The organism is Sphingomonas sp. So64.6b (genome assembly GCF_014171475.1).
GTDB lineage: Bacteria > Pseudomonadota > Alphaproteobacteria > Sphingomonadales > Sphingomonadaceae > Sphingomonas > Sphingomonas alpina_A.
The window spans coordinates 2369313-2387523 of sequence record NZ_CP048817.1; the positions used below are offsets into that span (position 1 = coordinate 2369313).

13 protein-coding genes are annotated in these 18211 nt (G+C 64.6%); 9 read left to right on the top strand and 4 right to left on the bottom strand.

Features of this window, described 5'->3' with window-relative positions; all coding sequences use genetic code 11:
• The first annotated feature begins 41 nt into the window (after positions 1 to 41).
• A complete protein-coding gene (locus G4G27_RS11275) occupies positions 42 to 1379 on the top strand; it encodes an MFS transporter (RefSeq protein WP_183113403.1) in 1338 nt (445 codons plus the stop codon).
• Between the two features lie 486 nt (positions 1380 to 1865).
• Here the strand turns inward: G4G27_RS11275 and G4G27_RS11280 are convergent, their stop codons facing one another.
• On the bottom strand, positions 1866 to 7067 hold the full coding sequence (locus tag G4G27_RS11280; protein WP_183113404.1) for an autotransporter domain-containing protein: 5202 nt from the start codon (positions 7065 to 7067) through the stop codon (positions 1866 to 1868).
• A 539-nt stretch (positions 7068 to 7606) separates the two neighbouring features.
• Between G4G27_RS11280 and G4G27_RS11285 the strand changes: the two genes are divergently transcribed.
• On the top strand, positions 7607 to 7807 hold the full coding sequence (locus tag G4G27_RS11285; protein WP_183113405.1) for a hypothetical protein: 201 nt from the start codon (positions 7607 to 7609) through the stop codon (positions 7805 to 7807).
• 392 nt (positions 7808 to 8199) lie between these two features.
• Positions 8200 to 8616, top strand: a complete 417-nt coding sequence (locus G4G27_RS11290; protein WP_183113406.1) for a YbaN family protein — start codon at positions 8200 to 8202, stop codon at positions 8614 to 8616.
• Between the two features lie 71 nt (positions 8617 to 8687).
• Here G4G27_RS11290 and G4G27_RS11295 read toward each other — a convergent pair whose 3' ends face one another.
• Positions 8688 to 10754 (bottom strand): M13 family metallopeptidase, encoded by a 2067-nt coding sequence (locus tag G4G27_RS11295; protein WP_183113407.1) that lies wholly within the window; start codon positions 10752 to 10754, stop codon positions 8688 to 8690.
• A gap of 184 nt (positions 10755 to 10938) precedes the next feature.
• Here G4G27_RS11295 and G4G27_RS11300 point away from each other — a divergent pair, with 184 nt between their 5' ends.
• A complete protein-coding gene (locus tag G4G27_RS11300; RefSeq protein ID WP_183113408.1) occupies positions 10939 to 12540 on the top strand; it encodes a carboxyl transferase domain-containing protein in 1602 nt (533 codons plus the stop codon).
• A gap of 20 nt (positions 12541 to 12560) precedes the next feature.
• On the opposite strand, the gene G4G27_RS11305 is transcribed toward G4G27_RS11300, so the two are convergent.
• Entirely contained in the window at positions 12561 to 13049 is a 489-nt protein-coding gene (locus G4G27_RS11305) for an endonuclease domain-containing protein (protein ID WP_345940683.1), read from the bottom strand.
• 17 nt (positions 13050 to 13066) lie between these two features.
• Between G4G27_RS11305 and G4G27_RS11310 the strand changes: the two genes are divergently transcribed.
• The 5 genes from G4G27_RS11310 (at position 13067) to G4G27_RS11330 (ending at position 17374) form a co-directional block, all read left to right on the top strand.
• A complete protein-coding gene (locus G4G27_RS11310) occupies positions 13067 to 13543 on the top strand; it encodes a nuclear transport factor 2 family protein (RefSeq protein WP_183113410.1) in 477 nt (158 codons plus the stop codon).
• Positions 13544 to 13575: 32 nt separating this feature from the next.
• Complete coding sequence (locus G4G27_RS11315; RefSeq protein WP_183113411.1) at positions 13576 to 14061, top strand: nuclear transport factor 2 family protein; 486 nt, start codon at positions 13576 to 13578, stop codon at positions 14059 to 14061.
• Positions 14058 to 15989, top strand: coding sequence for an acetyl/propionyl/methylcrotonyl-CoA carboxylase subunit alpha (locus G4G27_RS11320; RefSeq protein ID WP_183113412.1), 1932 nt, complete (start codon positions 14058 to 14060; stop codon positions 15987 to 15989). Before G4G27_RS11315 ends, G4G27_RS11320 begins: the two co-directional genes overlap by 4 nt.
• A gap of 119 nt (positions 15990 to 16108) precedes the next feature.
• Positions 16109 to 16570: a GNAT family N-acetyltransferase gene (locus tag G4G27_RS11325; protein ID WP_183113413.1), complete on the top strand. Its 462-nt coding sequence runs from the start codon at positions 16109 to 16111 to the stop codon at positions 16568 to 16570.
• A gap of 30 nt (positions 16571 to 16600) precedes the next feature.
• Positions 16601 to 17374 carry an SDR family oxidoreductase gene (locus tag G4G27_RS11330; protein ID WP_183113414.1) on the top strand — a complete coding sequence of 258 codons (774 nt, stop codon included), beginning with the start codon at positions 16601 to 16603 and terminating at the stop codon, positions 17372 to 17374.
• A gap of 407 nt (positions 17375 to 17781) precedes the next feature.
• Here G4G27_RS11330 and G4G27_RS11335 read toward each other — a convergent pair whose 3' ends face one another.
• Positions 17782 to 18138 carry an iron-sulfur cluster assembly accessory protein gene (locus G4G27_RS11335; RefSeq protein ID WP_183113415.1) on the bottom strand — a complete coding sequence of 119 codons (357 nt, stop codon included), beginning with the start codon at positions 18136 to 18138 and terminating at the stop codon, positions 17782 to 17784.
• Between the last annotated feature and the right edge of the window lie 73 nt (positions 18139 to 18211).

Consider the following 18211-nt stretch of genomic DNA (forward strand, 5'->3'; position numbering starts at 1 on the left):
ATCGGCATTCTCCACCCGCCGCCCATCAGGAAGTATGGTTCATGACCGCGCATATCGCCCCGACATCCAGGGCCCCGACATCCGGTACGGCCGAACGCGACGCCCGCGCAATCAATGCGCGGCACGGAGACGTCGCGCCGGGCGAGATCGCCATCGGCGTGATCATCGGGCGGACATCCGAATTCTTCGACTTCTTCGTCTATGCGATTGCCTCAGTGCTGGTCTTCCCCAGCCTGGTCTTCCCCTATGTCGACCGGCTGACCGGCACGGTCTATTCCTTTGCGATCTTCGCGCTCGCCTTTGTCGCGCGGCCGCTCGGGTCGCTGGCTTTCCTGTGGATCGACGAAGCGATGGGGCGCGGCACCAAGCTGACCATCGCGCTGTTCCTGCTCGGCGGGTCGACCGCAGCGATGGCGTTTCTGCCCGGCTATGAGACGATCGGCATCTGGTCGGCGGTGCTGCTTGCGCTGTTCCGTCTCGGCCAGGGCATCGCGCTGGGCGGGGCGTGGGACGGGCTTGCCTCTTTGCTCGCGCTGAACGCACCGGCCAATCGGCGCGGCTGGTATGCGATGATCCCGCAACTCGGCGCACCGCTCGGCCTGATGGTGGCGAGCGCGCTGTTCGCCTTTTTCGTGACCACCCTGTCCACTGCCGACTTCCTCGACTGGGGCTGGCGCTACCCCTTCTTCGTCGCCTTTGCGATCAACGTCGTGGCGTTGTTCGCGCGGCTCCGCATCGTTTCCACGCCGCATTACGCCAATCTGTTCGAGAGCCGCGAGCTGCAGCCGTCACGCGTGATCGACACGGTACGTGGCGACTGGCGCAACATCATCATCGGCGCGTTCGCGCCACTCGCCAGTTTCGCGCTGTTCCATATGGTCACGGTGTTCCCGCTGTCCTGGGTGTTCCTGTTCACCGACGAGAACCCCGCACGATTCCTGGTGATCGAGATTATCGCCGCCGCCTTCGGAGTCGCTGCGGTGGTCGCCTCGGGCGTGATCGCCGACCGGTTCGGACGCCGGACGGTACTGGGGGCGTCCGCCGCCGGGATCGCGGCGTTCAGCGGCTTCGCACCGCAATTGCTCAACGGCGGCGACGCGGGCGAGCTGGCCTTCATGATCATCGGCTTCGTGCTGCTTGGCCTCGCCTTCGGCCAGTCCTCGGGTTCGGTGTCGAGCAATTTCTCCTCCGCGCACCGCTATACCGGCGCAGCCTTGACCTCCGATCTCGCCTGGCTGGTCGGTGCCGGATTCGCGCCGCTGGTCGCCTTGCTGCTCGCTGCCAATTTCGGGCTGCTCGCGGCTGGCGGGTATCTGTTGTCGGGCGCGATCGGCACCTTGGTGGCGCTGGGCATCAACAAGGAACTGGCCGGACGCTGAACGGCCAGCTCTGGGGCGGAAGCAGCCGTTGGCGGCGACCTCAGAAAATGACCGCTATTTTCCGTAGCGACCGTACTGCTTTCGGCCATTGGTGCGGCCGCGTTGGGCGCGGAATCCTGGAAGTCGACACTCGCGTGGGGGTCGTCGCGGTTGGCAACTAACCCGCCAGCCGGTCACGGCAGCCGCTCCGTTCAGGCGCTCACTGGCGACGAACCGACGCAAACGTCAAAGGGGCGGCATCAACGTGCTCACAGCGGTTCCTGCAACCACTAGCCAGATCCTGGTGGAGTTGGATGATCGCCTCGCGTTTTTTTCGCGGGTCTGACCTCATTATCGACGGTCAGTTGGCCGACAAGTCCGGACGCATAACGCAGGAAACGAGCATCTGAGGCCAAGCCCGGCGCGCGCCAATCTCCCCGGGTGGCATGTGCGCCACCCGGGGAGCCGGACAGGTTCAGGAACGGACCTGCCCGCCGGTGCCAATCGTCAGAAGACGATCTTGAAGGCCCCGGTGATTGCGTGGTCGGCGTTCCCGGCGCCGAGGACGCCGTTATAGCCGATGCTCAGGGTGACCTTCGGGGAGAGCCGGTACCGGGCCTCCGCGTCGAACACGCCTGCATTCTTTGATCCGGCGGTGCCGAGGACAGTGAATGGCGCGCCGCCGGCAAATGCGTGGCGGCCAACCGGATCAAGATCGCCCCAGCCGTGGCGCCACCCTGCGGTGCCGCGTAGCGAGAAGGCGCCGGCCGGGCTCGTCTCGAATCGTGCGCCCAGCGTGGAGCTCATCGTCTTCTCGCTGATCGCGGCGCCCGACAGGGCCGCCGGTCCGTTGGCCTCGGTGAAGGCGTCGGTCTTCGCGCGAATGGCGGTCAGGCTGGCGAACGGCTCGACATGTCCTCCTCCCACCGGCACCCGATAGCCCGCCTCGACAAAGCCCTGCAGCACCGAACCGTGATAATCGGCGGTCGGCGAGGCGCTGAAGCCCGGGAACGCGATATGGCGCATCGTCTCGGTCGAGGTGCGGGCATAGCCCACCCCGCCGCGCAGCCCGAACTGGCCGAAGCGCCCCCCGGCATAGACCATGCCGTGAATGCCCTTGATCGAGCCGCTGCTGTCGCGGCGCGCGATACGGAGCGTCGTGTCGGACCAGCCCCCGGCCAGGCCGACGGTCACCGAGCCGATGCTGCGGTCCACCCCGATCACGCCACCCTTGGTATCGCGATCGAGTTCGGCAGCGTTGTAGTCACCGTCGCTGATGCCCGAGGTACCAAAGATGCGACCCCAAACGTCCGTTCCCGGCTCGCCATCGACAAGGCGGTCGAGCACGGCATTGCGGACCAGCCGGCTGTCCTCGACCATTGAGTTGCGCGCGGAGGGATGGATCTCGCCCGAAAGCTGATCGAAGGCGGCCTGTGCCGCAGCATCGTTGGGCAGCAGGAGCAGCGCGTCTTTCACCACGTTCCCGTCGGGCAGACTGTCGGCACCCGCCGCCGCCGCCTTCTGGTTGGGCGTGAGCCCGGCGCTGTCCAGCGACCTCATCTGGGCGAATTCGATGAAGGCCGAGGTCGCGGTATAGCCATCGCGCAGCCCGGCAAAGGCAGTCAGAAACTGGTCCTCGAAGGCGAACTGCCCGGTAAGACCGCCATCAGCCTGGACCACGACATGTTTGCCATGGAGCACGAGCGGCTGCGTGGTGGCTGCCTGCAGCCTGCTGCCCGCCTCGATCGTGACCTTGCCGGTGGTGCGGAAGCTGTCCGCGGCATTCAGCCCGGCAATGTCGACGCTTAGCACCGAGCCGTTGGTGAAGGTCGTGGCCGCCGAGGTCTGGATAACGTCGCCGGTACCCCCGTCCTGAAGCCTGAGCACGCCTTGATTCTGAAAGCGCTCGAGCCCCTGCCAGATGGTCGCCTGCGCGACCGCCGCCAACGTGCCGCCGACGATCGTCCCGGTCGCGCCGTTGAACAGCTGGTCATCGACGGTCGCGAAGTTGCTGATGCCGCCGATGCTCTGCCAGTTGCCGAGGTTGAGCAACACGCTGCTGTCGCCGGCGATTTCGACCGTGCCGGTCAAGGTCGCGGTATTGGCTATGCCGACCGATCCGCCGCTCGCGCTGACCGCCCTGCTCGAGCCCAGCCCGGATGCATTACGGATCGTGCCGTTGTTGACGATGACTACGCCCTGGTTGCCGTCGGAAGCGGCCTCGACACCCCTTGCGCTACCCTGCACCACGCCGCTCACGGTGATGCGGGTATCGCCGAGGCCATAGTTGATCGTCGAGATGCCGCTAAGGCCGCCCGATACATTGCCCGCTTCGACGGTGATGTCGCCCGCAGAGGTGCCGCCGAAGACGAGGATGCCCTCCTTGGCGTGCGAAACCACGGTCCCGGTCGTGACGACGCTGGTATCGCCGGTGCCGAGCGCCTCGACGAAGATCGCATTGCCGTTGCTCTGGACGTCGGTCGCGCGGATCGTGAGGTCGGTCGCCGCGATGCCGTTCTCGGCGCGGATGCCGAATTCCCCGCCGGAGACGAGGCCGGTCGTGGCGATGAACGTCTCGCCTGACCCGCCATTGACGGTGCTGATGCCGCGCGTGCCGCCGGCGACGCTGACCGCCGCGACACGGAGGTCGGTCGAACCGGTGCCGCCGACCATGGCGATGCCGGTGCCGGTGGCATTCGTGCCGGTAACGGTTCCGCTCGCATTGACGCTCGCTGATCCGTGGCCGAAATTCTGTACGGTGATGCCGTTGCCGCCGGAAACCTCCGCGGTGTCGACCGTGACGTCAAGCGCCGACACATCGGCTCGAACATCGATCCCTGCGACGCTTCCACCGGTGACGGCACCGGCTGTGCGCACCCACGTCGTTCCGATGCCCTGGTTGACGGCGAGGATGCCGGTGGTGCCGCCCTGCACCGCAGCTGCGTCGATCAGAATGTTGCTCGCCGTCGCGTCGTTGCGGACGATCATCCCGCCGCCGATCCCGTTGACCAGCCCGCTGGCGAAAACGGCGGTGTTGCCCGTGCCGCTGTTCTGAACCGCGATGCCATAGGTCTCGCCGCTGACCTGCGCGGCATGAAGTTCGATGCCGGTAGTCGCGCCACCATTCTCGATCGCGATGCCGCCTTCAGCGATGCCCGAAACCATGCCGGTGGTTTCGACCGTGGTGGTGCTCGTCCCGAAATTGGTGACGAGCACGCCATAGTCGCCACCGCTCGCATCGCCGATCGCCAAATCGACCGCTCCGGCCGCGCCGCTCGCATCGACGCGCACGCCCGTCCCGTTGGCGCCCGCGGCACTATTGGCCACGACGGTCGTCGTCCCCGATCCAAGATTCTGGGCGGCGATGCCGTCGCCGGTACCCGTCACCGTGACCGCGCGAACCGCGATATCGGTCGCACTGGCCTCATTCCGGGCGAGAATCCCGTACGCGCCGCCCGTAACCGAGCCGGTGGCATCGATTGCGATCAGCCCGCTTCCCTGGTTGGTCGCGTCGATACCGGCGTAGCCGCCAGCGACGTCCACCGCGCCGATACGAAGGTCGCTGGCACCGCCGCCCGCGCGGACGACGATACCGAACCCGTCGGGCGCCGCCGCAGAGACCGGGCCGGTGGCGTTCACGCCGACCGATCCAGTGCCGTCATGCTCGATCGAGACTCCGGCGATGCTGCCAGTCACCTGGGCTACCGCGACGCTCACGTCCTGTGCGCCAGTCCCGGTGATGATGTGCAACCCGCTGTCGGCATGCCCGGTCAGCGCGCCGGTGACATGGACCACGGTGGTGCCCTGACCATAGTTCACCAGATCCACGCCGCTGATCCCGCCGGTCACATCGACCGCGTCGATCGTAATGCCCTGCGCGCCGAGTCCAATCTCGGCCTCTATGCCATTCAGAGTGAAGCCCGTAACGGTGCCGCTAGCCCGGATGCTGGTCGAGCCGGTTCCATCGTTGAGGACCCGCATACCGCGTTCGTCGCCCTGGACAACATTCACATCGACCCGCAGATCGGTCGCGGTCGGGGTGTTCCCGACGCGCAGGCCGTCGGCCGAGAAGCCGATCACGGTTCCCGTCGAGACGATCTCGGTCGCGCCGGTGCCGAAATTGCTGGCACTGATGCCATAGGCGCCGACCACGTCCAAAGCGGTGACCGACAGGTTCTTCGAGGTCGCCGCGTTCACTGCGACAATGCCGTAGAGATCACTGGTGGCGACCATGCCGGTCGCTTCGATCGTGGTGTTGCCGGTGCCGTTGTTGAGCGCCTGAATTCCCGCGAAATAGCCGCCGTTCACATTGTTCGCGTGGATCTCGATATCGGTGGTGCCGACGCTGTTGGTGACCGAAATGCCGCGGTCGCTGAGCCCCGTGACGGTGCCCGTCGCATTGACCAGCACCGAGCCGATGCCCGAATTGCCGACCACGATGCCGAACTCGCCGCCGGTCGCATTCCCGACGGTAAGATCGACCGAGCCTGCCGACATGTCGGCGAGCACCCGAATGCCGCTCTTGTTCTGGCCCGTCACATTCCCGGCGACGATGGTCGTCGTGCCCGAACCGGAATTCTCCGCTTCGATGCCATAGCCGGCGGCGCTGACGTCGCCGGCCTGAATGGTCAGGTCAGTGGATCCGCCCATATTTTGCGCGATGATTCCAAAGTCGCCTCCCGATACGAAACCCGTGGCGGCGATGGCGGTGGCGCCGGTGCCTTGGTTGAAGCTGCGGATCCCGTAAAAGCCGGAGACGTCGGTGGCGGCGATCGAAATGCCTTGCGCGGACGCGCCGTTGACCGCGAAAATGCCATAGCCATCGCCGGTGACCGGGCCCGTCGCGGCGATCACGGTGTTGCCCACGCCCTGATTGTCGGTCTGGATCCCAGCGACTGCGCCTTCGACCTGATTGGCACGGATATCGATCCCGGTGGTGTTAGTACCTGCTACGACTGCGATGCCCGCTTCGCCGAGCCCGGTCACAACACCGCTCGCGTCGACCTTGACGGTGTCGCTACCCTGGCTGTCAATGATGATCCCCCAGCTGCCGCCGGTAACGTCGCCCACTGTCACGTCGATATCGTCGGCCGCGGCTCCGGCGTTGATCCGCAGGCCCGCGCCGGTGTGTCCCGTGACAGGCCCGACCGCGGTGATCGTGACTGAGCCGTTCGCACCATATTGCGCCCAGATGCCGTCGTCGCGCGCGGCGACGTCGTCGACGATCAGGCTGAGGTCGCCCGCGCCGAAGGCGCTGCCGGCATAGACTCCGTTGCCGGCGATATTGTTGATCGATCCGACCCAGACGGCGGTGGTGTCGCCACCGCCGGCATTATCGAGGCGCAGCCCGTTCGCGCCATTGGCGAAGATGTTTCCGTTTGAGAATATGGAGAGCTCGCCGGCCGACAGGCCGCTGCTGCCCGTCGTCGAGAAGCGCGCGCCCGCGCCGGTCAGGTCGGGGGATCCTTCGAAGCTGATCAGCCCGGCGCCGGAGACTTGCAACGCGATGCCGTTGCCGTTGTTGCTGGTGTCGACTTCGAAGCCGGGATTGGTGGTCACCGTCGCGTCGTCGGCGGTGATGATTTGCGGCACGTTGGTCTGGCCCGAACAGGTGAAGGTGTTCGGTGGACCTTCGACGCACTGCGCATAGGCGGGCGCAGCCATCGCCGCGAAGCTGACCGATGCGGCTAGGGCCGCCAGCCGGGACATCCTGTGACGCTGCGAGCCGTTGCCGCGCGGTCGGGGAGGGGCGAGTTTCGAGCAAGATGCGTTCATGATGCGGGTTCCACTGTTCCTGATTGGCGCCCGACACGGCTGGCCGACATCCACCGGGGGTGACGCGGCAGCCAATGCCTTGCAGCGGCTCGATTAAACTGGGACGGCCTCGCGATCAGGTGCAGGGAGCGTCGCCGAACGCTGCTCCAAAATGCAACGGGTTGCATTTGATCCGACGACCGGTCAGGCCCGGAACCGGAGGACGCCGATGTCTAACAGCTGGATCGCGGACTCAATAAGGCCATACCAGCCAGGCCCCAGATAGGTTTCGGTGCGCAGAGCGACCGAGGAGCACGACTTTCCCACCGAATACTGTGTTCGAGCACCTCTTGGCTGGTCTTGGCATTACGGCGTCACGCGCGATAAACCCTTAATTCGGCTGCGACTTGACTGGGGACTATTGCTCAGCCCATCACGCGCTTTCGGTAGCTCTGCGCTTACCCGGAACGCCAGCGAGCGAAGCGCCGGCGCTATTGTCGATCATCGCCTCGACGACCGGCTGGGCCGTCGTGTCGCTCGCGGTACTCGCGATAATGGCGTATTTTCGGGTGGAGGCGTGGCTGCTTCGCCGCGATCCGTCGATTGCGGACAGCGGTGATGAAGAGAATGCGCGGCTCGGCAATGTCGTCGGTCGTGCGAGAGGGCCGCTCGTCGAACGTCATCCATCGGCATGAGCGACGAGACGAGGACGGTGACCCGTCTCGATGTAGAAACGCCGTTTGGTGCAAGGTTGTAGCGAACGCCGCTTTCAGAAAATCGGCATTCGGCCTCGAACGACCTGAATAGGCGCGTTGCTGTCCGTCCGGTTCGTGCGGCGCGAACGACTGGTTCTGTCGTCCGCAGCCGTTCGCCCGCTGACGTGCGAACGACCGAACCTGGTCGTCATCTGCCGATAGACGAACAGGTACCAAGCATGTGATTTTCACCACCAGCCCTATCCTGACGGCCGCCCCGAACTGACTCGAATTCGCGAACGCGCTCGATACACTTGCGTCCGCGCCAGGCGGGGAGACACGTGGGACGACAGCCGCTAAAGCGGCCTTCATGTATTTCCTTGAGCCGATCGATGCCAATATCGGGTGAACAGCCGCCCGACAGAACGCCGGTCGCGAGCGCCGTTCGGACGGGCTGGCTTCTGCTCGGTCTATTCTGTGTCGGGCTCGGACTGATCGGTGCGATCGTGCCGCTCATGCCGACGACGATCTTCATGATCCTGGCCGCAGGCTGCTTCGCCCGATCCTCGCCCAGGCTGGAGGCGTGGCTGCTCGATCATCCGCGCTTCGGGCCGGTGTTGCGCGCCTGGCGCCTGGAAAAAGCGATTCCGCGCCCGGCGAAGATCGCTGCCTGTGGCGGGATGGCGCTGGGCTTTGGCCTGTTCCTGCTCGGCGCTCACCCGTCGCTCAGGCTTGCGCTGGTCGTAGCGCTGCTGCTCGGCGGCTGCGCCGCCTATATCGTCTCCCGGCCGCCACCGCATCGATCATGAAACGGCGCCAAGCATGACCCGGCCGACGGCGCGTCCACCCGAAATCGGGTGAACCGCGCCGCCGGATCGGATCACCAGACCTTCACGCGCTTGTCCGGCGTGAGGTACAGTTTCTGGTCGGGTTTCACATCGAACGCGGCATACCATGCATCGAGATTGCGCACGGTCTGCACCCGCCATGGCGCCGGAGCATGGACATCGGTCGCGATGCGCGCACGGAGCGCCTTTTCGCGCATCTTGGTGCGCCAGCTCTGGCCAAAGGCGAGGAAGAAGCGCTGGTCGCCGGTCAGCCCGTCGATCACCGGCGCTTCCTTGCCGCCAAGCGAGGCGCGGTACGCTTCATACGATGCGGTCAGGCCGGCGACATCGGCGATATTCTCGCCCAACTCCTGCTTACCATTGAGGTGCAGGCCGGGCAGCGCTTCATAGGCGTCATATTGCGCGGCCAGCGCCGCCCCGGCGGCTTCGAAATGCTTGAGATCGGCGGGCGTCCACCAATTGTGCAGCCGGCCGGTCGAATCGAAATCGGCGCCAAGATTGTCGAAGCTGTGGCTGATCTCGTGTCCGATCACGGCACCGATCGCGCCATAATTCGCCGCCGCGTCGAACTTCGCATCGAAGTACGGCGTCTCGAGAATCGCGGCGGGGAAATTGAGCGCGTTCTGCACCGGCAGATTGACCGCATTGACGGTCTGCGGCGTCATCCACCATTCGCTACGATCGACCGGCTTGCCGATCTTGGCGATCTGGTGCTGATATTCGGCGAGGCGCGCACGCTGCAGATTGCCGACCGGGTCGTCAGCCTTGATCTCCAGCGCCGAATAGTCGCGCCATTTGTCCGGATATCCGACGCCGACGATCAGCACCTGGAGTTTCTTGCGCCCCTCCGCCTTGGTTGCGGGGGAAAGCCATTCGAGCTTGGCCAGGCGATTGTCGAACGCCGCGACGATGTTCTTCACCATCCCCTGGATTTCGGTCTTGGACGAAGCGGGGAAATATTTGCCGACATAGATCTGGCCGACCGCATCGCCGAGCTGCGCATTGACCGACGCGATCGCGCGCTTGTCGCGCGGTTGCTGCTGCGGCGTGCCGTTGAGCGTCCGGTTGTTGAAATCGAACGACGCGTCGTCGATCGCCTTGGGCAGCGCCGCCGTCACCTGATTGATGGTGTGGAAGGTCAGCCAGTCCTGCCATGCCTCCATCGGTTCGCTCGCGACGAGCGCCGACAGCTTGGTGATCGCGCCGGGCTGCCACAGCGAGAAATCCTGCTGCGATGGCAGCGACGCCGAGTTCCAATAGGCGTTCCAGTCGATACCCGGCGCCTTTTTCGCGAAGTCGTCGCGTTTCCACGACGTTGCCTGATGCGCGTCCTGGCTGGTCAGGATGTCGTAATGCGCGGTGGCGATCTTCGTTTCGAGTGCGATGATCCGGTCGGTGCGGGCAGCGGCATCGCTCACGCCGGCCAGGGTCAGCAGCCTCGCGACATAGGCCTTATAAGCGGTGCGCAGGCTGGCCATTTCGGGCGTCGTGGACAGGTAATAATCGCGGTCGGGCAAACCGATCCCGCCCTGCATCAGATACGGCACCGTCACATCAGGCCGATTGAGATCCTGCGTCACGAACAGGCCGAACAGGTTTTCCGTATGGAAGTTGCTGGCGTTCAGCGGGTCGGTATCGGCACGCATGGTCGCACCGAGCAGCGCCGACAAAGCGCCCTTGTCCCTGAGCGCGGCGATCGCGTCGAGCTGACCCTTGAGCGGCGCCATGCCGCGCTGTTCGATACCCGTCATGTCGGTGAAGGCGGTGTAGTAATCCGCGATCCGCCGCTCATCTGTGCCCGCCGCCGCATTGGCCTTGAGCGCAGCCTGAATCAGGCCGGCATTGCGCGCTTCCGCGACCTTGAACACGTCGTAGCCGACACCGGTGCTCGACCGATCGGCGGGAATCTCGGCCTTGTCGAACCAGGCGCCGCTGGCATAGGTGTTGAAGTCGTCGCCGGGTTTCACGGCCTTGTTGATCAAGGCCTGGTCGACACCGGCAAGGGTGCCGCTGGCGGATTGGGTCGTCGTGCTGGTGGTTGACGAGGGCGAGCAAGCCGCGTTGGCAAGCAGCAGGGCGAGAACGATCGAACGCTTCATGGGGGCACTCTCTCCGGTATTGCTGTATGATGACAGAGCTACACCCGGCGTTCGCGACGCGCCAGCCCATCGACGAACAGTCAATCAACGAACGATCGGCACAGCGATCCACCCGGTCGGTCCACTTCCCTTCGCGCACTCCCGTCGCTAGTCACCATCTAAATCATAAAGGGATGTCGGCCCTATGAGCGCCCCGGTGCTCGATACGAAATTGTCGCCCGAGAGCGAAACCTTCCGCGCCAATGCGGTGCACAACCGTGCATTGGCGGAAAAGCTTCGCGCCGATGTTGCGACAGCGGCGCTGGGTGGTTCGGAGAAAAGTCGCGAACGGCATGTTTCGCGCAACAAGCTGCTCCCTCGCGACCGGGTCGAGCGGCTGCTCGATCCCGGCTCGCCCTTTCTCGAGATCGGCCAGCTCGCTGCCAATGATCTGTATGACGGCGAAGTGCCCGGCGCAGGCGTCATCGCCGGCATCGGCCGCGTCTCCGGACGGCAATGCATGATCGTGTGCAACGATGCGACGGTGAAGGGCGGGACCTATTTCCCGATGACCGTGAAGAAGCATCTCCGCGCGCAGGAGATCGCCGAGGCCAACCGCCTGCCCTGCATCTACCTCGTCGACAGCGGCGGCGCGAACCTGCCGCACCAGGCCGAGGTGTTTCCCGACCGCGACCATTTCGGGCGAATCTTCTTCAACCAGGCGAATATGTCGGCGCTCGGAATCCCGCAGATCGCCTGTGTGATGGGCAGTTGCACGGCGGGCGGCGCCTATGTCCCCGCGATGTCGGACGAGACCATCATCGTGCGTAACCAGGGCACGATCTTCCTCGCGGGTCCGCCGCTGGTGAAGGCCGCGACCGGCGAGGTAATCTCGGCCGAGGAACTGGGCGGCGCCGACACGCATGGCCGGCGTTCGGGCGTGGTCGATCATGTCGCCGAGAATGACGAACATGCACTGACCATCGTGCGCGACATCGTCTCCACGCTGCAGCCGCAGGCGGCTGGCGAAGTGAACCTCAAGGACCCGCGTCCGCCGAAGTTCGACGCGGAGGATCTGTACGGCATCGTGCCGAGCGATGTGCGCGCGCCCTATGATGTGCATGAGATCATCGCCCGCCTCGTCGACGGCAGCGAGTTCCACGAGTTCAAGTCGCTCTACGGCACCTCATTAGTGTGCGGCTTCGCGCATATCTGGGGCATTCCGGTTGCGATCCTCGCCAATAACGGTGTGCTGTTCAGCGAGAGCGCGCAAAAGGGCGCGCACTTCATCGAGCTCGCCTGCCAGCGGCGCATCCCTTTGCTGTTCCTGCAGAACATCTCCGGCTTCATGGTCGGCGGTAAGTATGAAGCCGAGGGCATCGCGAAGCATGGCGCCAAGCTGGTCACCGCCGTCGCCACCGCGACCGTGCCCAAGATCACCGTGCTGATCGGCGGCAGCTTTGGTGCAGGCAATTACGGCATGTGCGGCCGGGCCTATTCGCCGCGCTTCCTGTTCAGCTGGCCCAACAGCCGCATCTCGGTGATGGGCGGCGAGCAGGCGGCAAGCGTGTTGGCCACGGTTCATCGCGACGCGGAAAGCTGGACCGAGGAACAGGCCGAGGCATTCAAGGCGCCGATCCGCCAGCGTTACGAGGATGAGGGCAATCCCTGGCACGCGACCGCGCGGCTGTGGGACGACGGGATCATCGACCCGGCCCAGACCCGCGACGTGCTCGGCCTCGCCTTCGCCGCAACGCTCAACGCCCCGATCCCCGAACGCCCGGCGTTCGGTGTGTTCCGGATGTGAGGGAAGAAGCGGCGCCCTTCTCAATCCTCCCCGAGCTTGTCTCGGGGAGGGGGACCGCCCGGCGCAGCCGGGTGGTGGAGGGGCAGGCGCAACCTCACATGTTCGACGACATGCGCCACTACCGCGTCGAGATCATCAAGGACGTCCATCGCCCGGACACGCAAGGTCATGACACCTCTGCGTACGAACCAATCGTCGCGTTCGGCATCCCGCGCCGGCTGATCGCCTCGCCCGTGCGCTTCTCCATCGACTTCGATCGCGATCATGGCGTCGCTGCAATAGAAGTCGATCGTATAGGGACCGGCGGGGTGCTGTCGCCGAAACTTGATGCCGGATGGCCTGCCGCGCAGCACCGCCCACAAAGCGACTTCAGGCAACGTCATCACGCGCCGAAGTCTGCGCGATTGCCTGATCGCCTTACCCGGACCACTCAGTACAGCGCCTGCCCCTCCACCACGCTTCGCGCGGTCCCCCTCCCCGTTCCGGGGAGGATTTGCGTCGCGCATCATCGCATCGGAAGCCCGCTATGTCATTGCTGATCGCACTCCTCCTCGCAGCCCAGACCACGCCGGTACAGCCTTTGCCCAAGGGCACCGGCCTGCCCCCTCCCGGGACCGATGAGGGCGCGGTCATGGCGCCGATCCTCGCCGCCTTTGCCGGGATCACCGCGCGCGACAGTGCGGCGATCCGCGCGCAGTTGCGGCCGAGCGGCAATGCGACGGTGATCATGGAGAAACCGGACGGCACGCGCACCGTCAAGAATGTCGAACTGGCCGCCTATGCCGAGGCATCGCCCGGCCCCGAACGCTATGAGGAACGGATGATCGATCCGGCGATCGAGATCGACGGCGCAATGGCGATGGTCTGGGGGCCGTACAGCTTCTCGATCGACGGCGTTGTCCGGCATTGCGGCTTCCAGCATTTCGATCTCGTCAGCGACGGAGGAAGCTGGAAGATCCAGAACGTCACTTGGTCGGTCCGGACCACCGGCTGCGCGGGCTGAACACCCGTCCAATCAGTTCCTGGGAGCATGACATGAAGCACGCACGCCTTTTCGCGACCGCCCTTTTCTTCGCCACGCCGGCTGCCGCGCAACAGGCGCCGGCGACCGACCATGGATCGAAGGAGGATGCCGCCGCGGTGCTCGCGACGATCGACACCATGTTCAAGGCGCTGGCCGCAAAGGATGCGGCCGGCATCATCGCCGTCACCGTGCCCGAGGGCCGCGCGACCGGCACGGGAGTGACCGATACGGGCGAGCATCGGGTGACGTCGAGCGACTGGGCCGGCTTCGCCGCGCGTCTCGCCAAAATTCCCGGCAAGCCGGTCGAGCGCAACATCGATCCGCACGTCCATGTCGATGGCGACATCGCGATGGTGTGGACGCCCTATGTCTTCACACTGGACGGTAAATTCTCGCATTGCGGGATCAATCATTTCGACCTGATCCGCGTGCAGGGCGCGTGGAAGGTGCAGAACGTCACCTGGACTCAGCGCAAGACGGGATGCCCGGGCCAATGATCAAATCGCTGCTCATCGCCAATCGCGGCGAGATTGCGTGCCGGATCATCCGCACCGCGCGCGAGATGGGCGTGCGCACGGTGGCGGTCTATTCCGATGCCGATGCCAAGGCGCTGCATGTCAGGCAGGCGGATGAGGCGGTGCATATCGGCCCAAGCCCGGCGCGCGAAAGCTATCTGGTGGCTGAGAAGATCATCGCCGCCGCCAAGGCAACCGGCGCCGAGGCGATCCATCCCGGTTATGGCTTCCTGTCTGAGAATGCCGACTTCGCGCAAAGCGTGATCGACGCCGGCATCATCTGGGTGGGGCCGAACCCCGACAGCATTCGCGCGATGGGCCTGAAGGACGCCGCCAAGCAACGCATGATCGCGGCCGGCGTGCCGGTCACGCCGGGCTATCTCGGCGAGGACCAGTCGCCCGAACGCCTTGCCGACGAAGCGGCCAAGGTCGGCTATCCGGTGCTGATCAAGGCGGTCGCCGGCGGCGGCGGCAAGGGCATGCGCCGCGTCGACGATCCTGCCGACTTCGCCGATGCACTGCTGTCGTGCCAGCGCGAGGCGACGTCGAGCTTCGGCAATCCCCAGGTGCTGATCGAGAAGTACATTCTCTCCCCACGCCATATCGAAGTGCAGGTGTTCGGCGACACGCACGGCAACGTCGTCCACCTGTTTGAGCGCGACTGTTCGCTGCAGCGCCGCCACCAGAAAGTGATCGAGGAAGCCCCTGCCCCCGGCATGGATGAGGTCACGCGCGAGGCGATCTGCGCTGCCGCGGTCAAGGCGGCCAAGGCAGTCGACTATGTCGGCGCGGGCACGATCGAGTTCATCGCCGACGCAAGCGAGGGCCTGCGCGCCGACCGCATCTGGTTCATGGAGATGAACACGCGGCTACAGGTCGAACATCCGGTGACCGAGATGATCACCCAGCAGGATCTGGTCGAGTGGCAATTGCGCGTGGCCTCCGGCGAGCCACTGCCGAGGCAGCAGGATGACCTGTGGATCCGCGGCTGGGCGATGGAAGCCCGGTTGTACGCGGAGGACCCAAGCAAGGGGTTCTTGCCATCAACCGGTCGGCTCGAATCATTCTATATTCCGCATGGCGCACGCGTCGAAACCGGCGTTGCTTTGGGATCGAATATTTCACCATTTTACGATCCGATGATCGCCAAGATCGTTACGCATGCCAACTCCCGAAGCGAAGCATGCGCCGCATTATCCGACTATTGCGCAGGGACGCGAATACGCGGCGTAAGAACAAACGCGGAGTTCCTGTCGAGAGCGGCCAGCCACCCCGATTTTGTGGCCGCCGAAATCGATACGGGGTTCATCGAACGCAATCTCGAAGCACTGACGAGCGTCGAGCCCGCGACTGACGCCAATTGTTCGGCCGCCGCGCTCTTGCTGCTGGCGGACGAAGATCTGACGCGGCAGCCAATCCTGAATGGCGCTGGCGAGCGGGAATGGGTGGTTGGACCGTCCACTGTATGGAATTCCTTGTTCGGTTTCCGTGCCAATGCTTTGCCGGCGCGCAAACTGAGACTGACCGTTGATGGCGAACCACGTATTCTCGATATCGCCGCCGTTGGGCCGGTGGAAACCGATGCCTATGACTATGATGGCAAAGGCGTTTGGGTCGATGGCAAAACTCGATCGCACTTTATCGAACGCGAACGTCGTCTCGATGGGGTTGCAGTGGGCGGTGCCGGCGACGGCGCGATCCTGTCGCCGATGCCGGGGCGGATCATTGCGGTCGAGGTCGTGGCGGGCGATGTCGTGACCAAGGGGCAGAAGCTGGTCACGCTCGAGGCGATGAAGATGGAGCACAGCCTGGTCGCGCCGTTTGACGGGACGGTGGCCGAACTGAATGCCGAGACTGGCGGGCAGGTCAGCGAGGGTGCGGTGCTGGCGCGGATCGAGAAGGCGGAGTGATCTCTCCAATCCCGTTCATCCTGAGATTATCGAAGGACCGCTCTTCTTCGTCCAACGTGGAGAAGAAGAACGGTGCTTCGACAAGCTCAGCACGAACGGATTTGAGGTGATCCGGGATAATGATCATCATTCTCCGCCCCGCCACCCTCGCCGACCTCCCCGCGATCGTCGCTTTGCTCGCTGATGATGATCTCGGCATCGGTCGCGAGAACCCGAGCTTGCCGCTCGACCCGCACTATATCGCAGCGTTCGAGACGATCACTGCCGATCCGAACCAGGAAAGTATCGTCGCCGAGCTGGAAGGCCAGATCGTCGGCACGATGCAGCTGAGCTACATTCCGGGCATCGCCTTTCGCGGCGCATGGCGCGGACTGATCGAAGCCGTGCGGGTATCGAGCGACCTACGCGGCCGGGGGATCGGCGCGCAAATGATCGCATGGGCCAATACGCGCTTCGCCGCGCGCGGATGCCGCATGGCGCAGCTCACCTCGCACCGCAGCCGGACCGATGCGCACCGCTTCTATGAGCGGCTCGGCTGGGATAAGAGCCATTACGGGTTCAAGTACAAGCTCGCCGACTGAGCGGGTCCGGATCAGCCAGGGAGAGAGACGATGGCATTCGATTTCAGCGGCAAGACCGTAATGGTCTTCGGCGGCACCAGCGGCATCAACCTGGGCATCGCCAAATCCTTTGCCCGCGCCGGCGCGAAGCTGGCGGTGGCGAGCCGCAGCCAGGACAAGGTCGATGCCGCCGTCGAAGCCCTAACGCACGACACGCCGGCGCTGGGATATGCGCTCGACGTGCGCGATTTCGATGCGGTGCAGGCGGCGATCGTCGACTTTCGCGACAAGCGCGGCACGATCGATGTGCTGATCTCCGGCGCCGCCGGCAATTTCCCGATCCCCGCCGCGATGCTCAGCCCCAACGGATTCAAGACCGTCACTGACATCGATACGCTGGGCACCTTCCATGTCATGCGCGCGGCGTACGAGCATCTGACCAAACCCGGCGCGAGCATCATCAACGTCTCGGCGCCGCAGGCGTGGATTCCGATGGCGATGCAAATCCATGTCTGCGCGGCAAAGGCGGGCGTCGACATGATCACCAAAACGCTGGCGATCGAATGGGGCCGCGAGGGCGTGCGGGTGAACTCGGTCTCACCTGGCCCGATCGATGGTACCGAAGGAATGGAGCGGCTTGCGCCAACCCCCGAGGCCAAAGCCGCATCGGCGCGGGCGGTCCCGCTCGGGCGGCTCGGCACGGTCGACGACGTGGCGGATGTGTGCCTGTTCCTGGCGTCGGATTATGCCCGTTATGTGAGCGGCGTGGTTATCCCGGCCGATGGCGGGTGGACCGCCGGGCGCGGGTTTGGGGGATTGGGTTAAGGCGAGTCGCGACCCGCCAGTCATGCTGTTCCTGCTGTTCCTGCTGTTCCTGCTGTTATTTCGACGTAATTTTTTTCACGCTGTTAAGTTGGATCAACAGGCAACAATTCCGCCCTGTTTTCATATACTTTCGGCGAACCATGCTGTTATCGAATAACAGCATGATAACAGCACGGACCAGCATGCTGTTTTCAGCGGGAACAGCATGCGGACGCCCCCCCGTCCGATATCAACGACGATGAGAAAGAGCGGAAGGATTGCAGACAGCATTCCCTCCGACTCTGCGCTGTCACAAGCGCGGCTGGCGTTGAATCGGCCGATTACTGTTGAAGCGCTCCGCTCTCCCAAACGTCATCCCGAAACGAATCCGGGGTGACGATGTCTTTTAATTGGGAGCAACGCCCACCCTATACCGTGAAGCTCTCCCCGCACCCGCATTCGCCCTTGGCGTTCGGGTTCTGAAAGACGAAGCCGGCGGCGAAATCATCCTCGGCCCAGTTCATCGTCGATCCGATCAGATACAGGATCGACCCGCCATCGACGAACAGCGTACCGCCGGGCGTGTCGATGCGTTCGTCGAACGGCTTGGCCTCAGTCACATAATCGACCGAATAGGCCAGGCCGGAACAGCCGCGGCGCGGCGTCGACAGTTTGACGCCGATCGCATCCTCGGGCGCCTTGGCCATCAATTCGGCGATCCGCGCCTCCGCCGAAGGCGTCAATAAAAGTGCCGCCGGGCGGTTACGGGTTTTCACATCTGACATCGTCTACTCCATGCCCCCGAACGAGAAGCCGGGGCGGAAGCAAGTCCCCCTTGACCGCCCTGGCTTCTCAAAC

Coding starts and splice junctions, on each gene's coding strand:
- G4G27_RS11275 (WP_183113403.1), top strand. CDS start 42: ATGACCGCGCATATCGCCCCGACATCCAGGGCCCCGACATCCGGTACG.
- G4G27_RS11325 (WP_183113413.1), top strand. CDS start 16,109: ATGATCATCATTCTCCGCCCCGCCACCCTCGCCGACCTCCCCGCGATC.
- G4G27_RS11330 (WP_183113414.1), top strand. CDS start 16,601: ATGGCATTCGATTTCAGCGGCAAGACCGTAATGGTCTTCGGCGGCACC.
- G4G27_RS11295 (WP_183113407.1), bottom strand. CDS start 10,754: ATGAAGCGTTCGATCGTTCTCGCCCTGCTGCTTGCCAACGCGGCTTGC.
- G4G27_RS11320 (WP_183113412.1), top strand. CDS start 14,058: ATGATCAAATCGCTGCTCATCGCCAATCGCGGCGAGATTGCGTGCCGG.
- G4G27_RS11280 (WP_183113404.1), bottom strand. CDS start 7,067: ATGTCCCGGCTGGCGGCCCTAGCCGCATCGGTCAGCTTCGCGGCGATG.
- G4G27_RS11310 (WP_183113410.1), top strand. CDS start 13,067: ATGTCATTGCTGATCGCACTCCTCCTCGCAGCCCAGACCACGCCGGTA.
- G4G27_RS11305 (WP_345940683.1), bottom strand. CDS start 13,049: ATGATGCGCGACGCAAATCCTCCCCGGAACGGGGAGGGGGACCGCGCG.
- G4G27_RS11290 (WP_183113406.1), top strand. CDS start 8,200: ATGCCAATATCGGGTGAACAGCCGCCCGACAGAACGCCGGTCGCGAGC.
- G4G27_RS11300 (WP_183113408.1), top strand. CDS start 10,939: ATGAGCGCCCCGGTGCTCGATACGAAATTGTCGCCCGAGAGCGAAACC.
- G4G27_RS11315 (WP_183113411.1), top strand. CDS start 13,576: ATGAAGCACGCACGCCTTTTCGCGACCGCCCTTTTCTTCGCCACGCCG.
- G4G27_RS11335 (WP_183113415.1), bottom strand. CDS start 18,138: ATGTCAGATGTGAAAACCCGTAACCGCCCGGCGGCACTTTTATTGACG.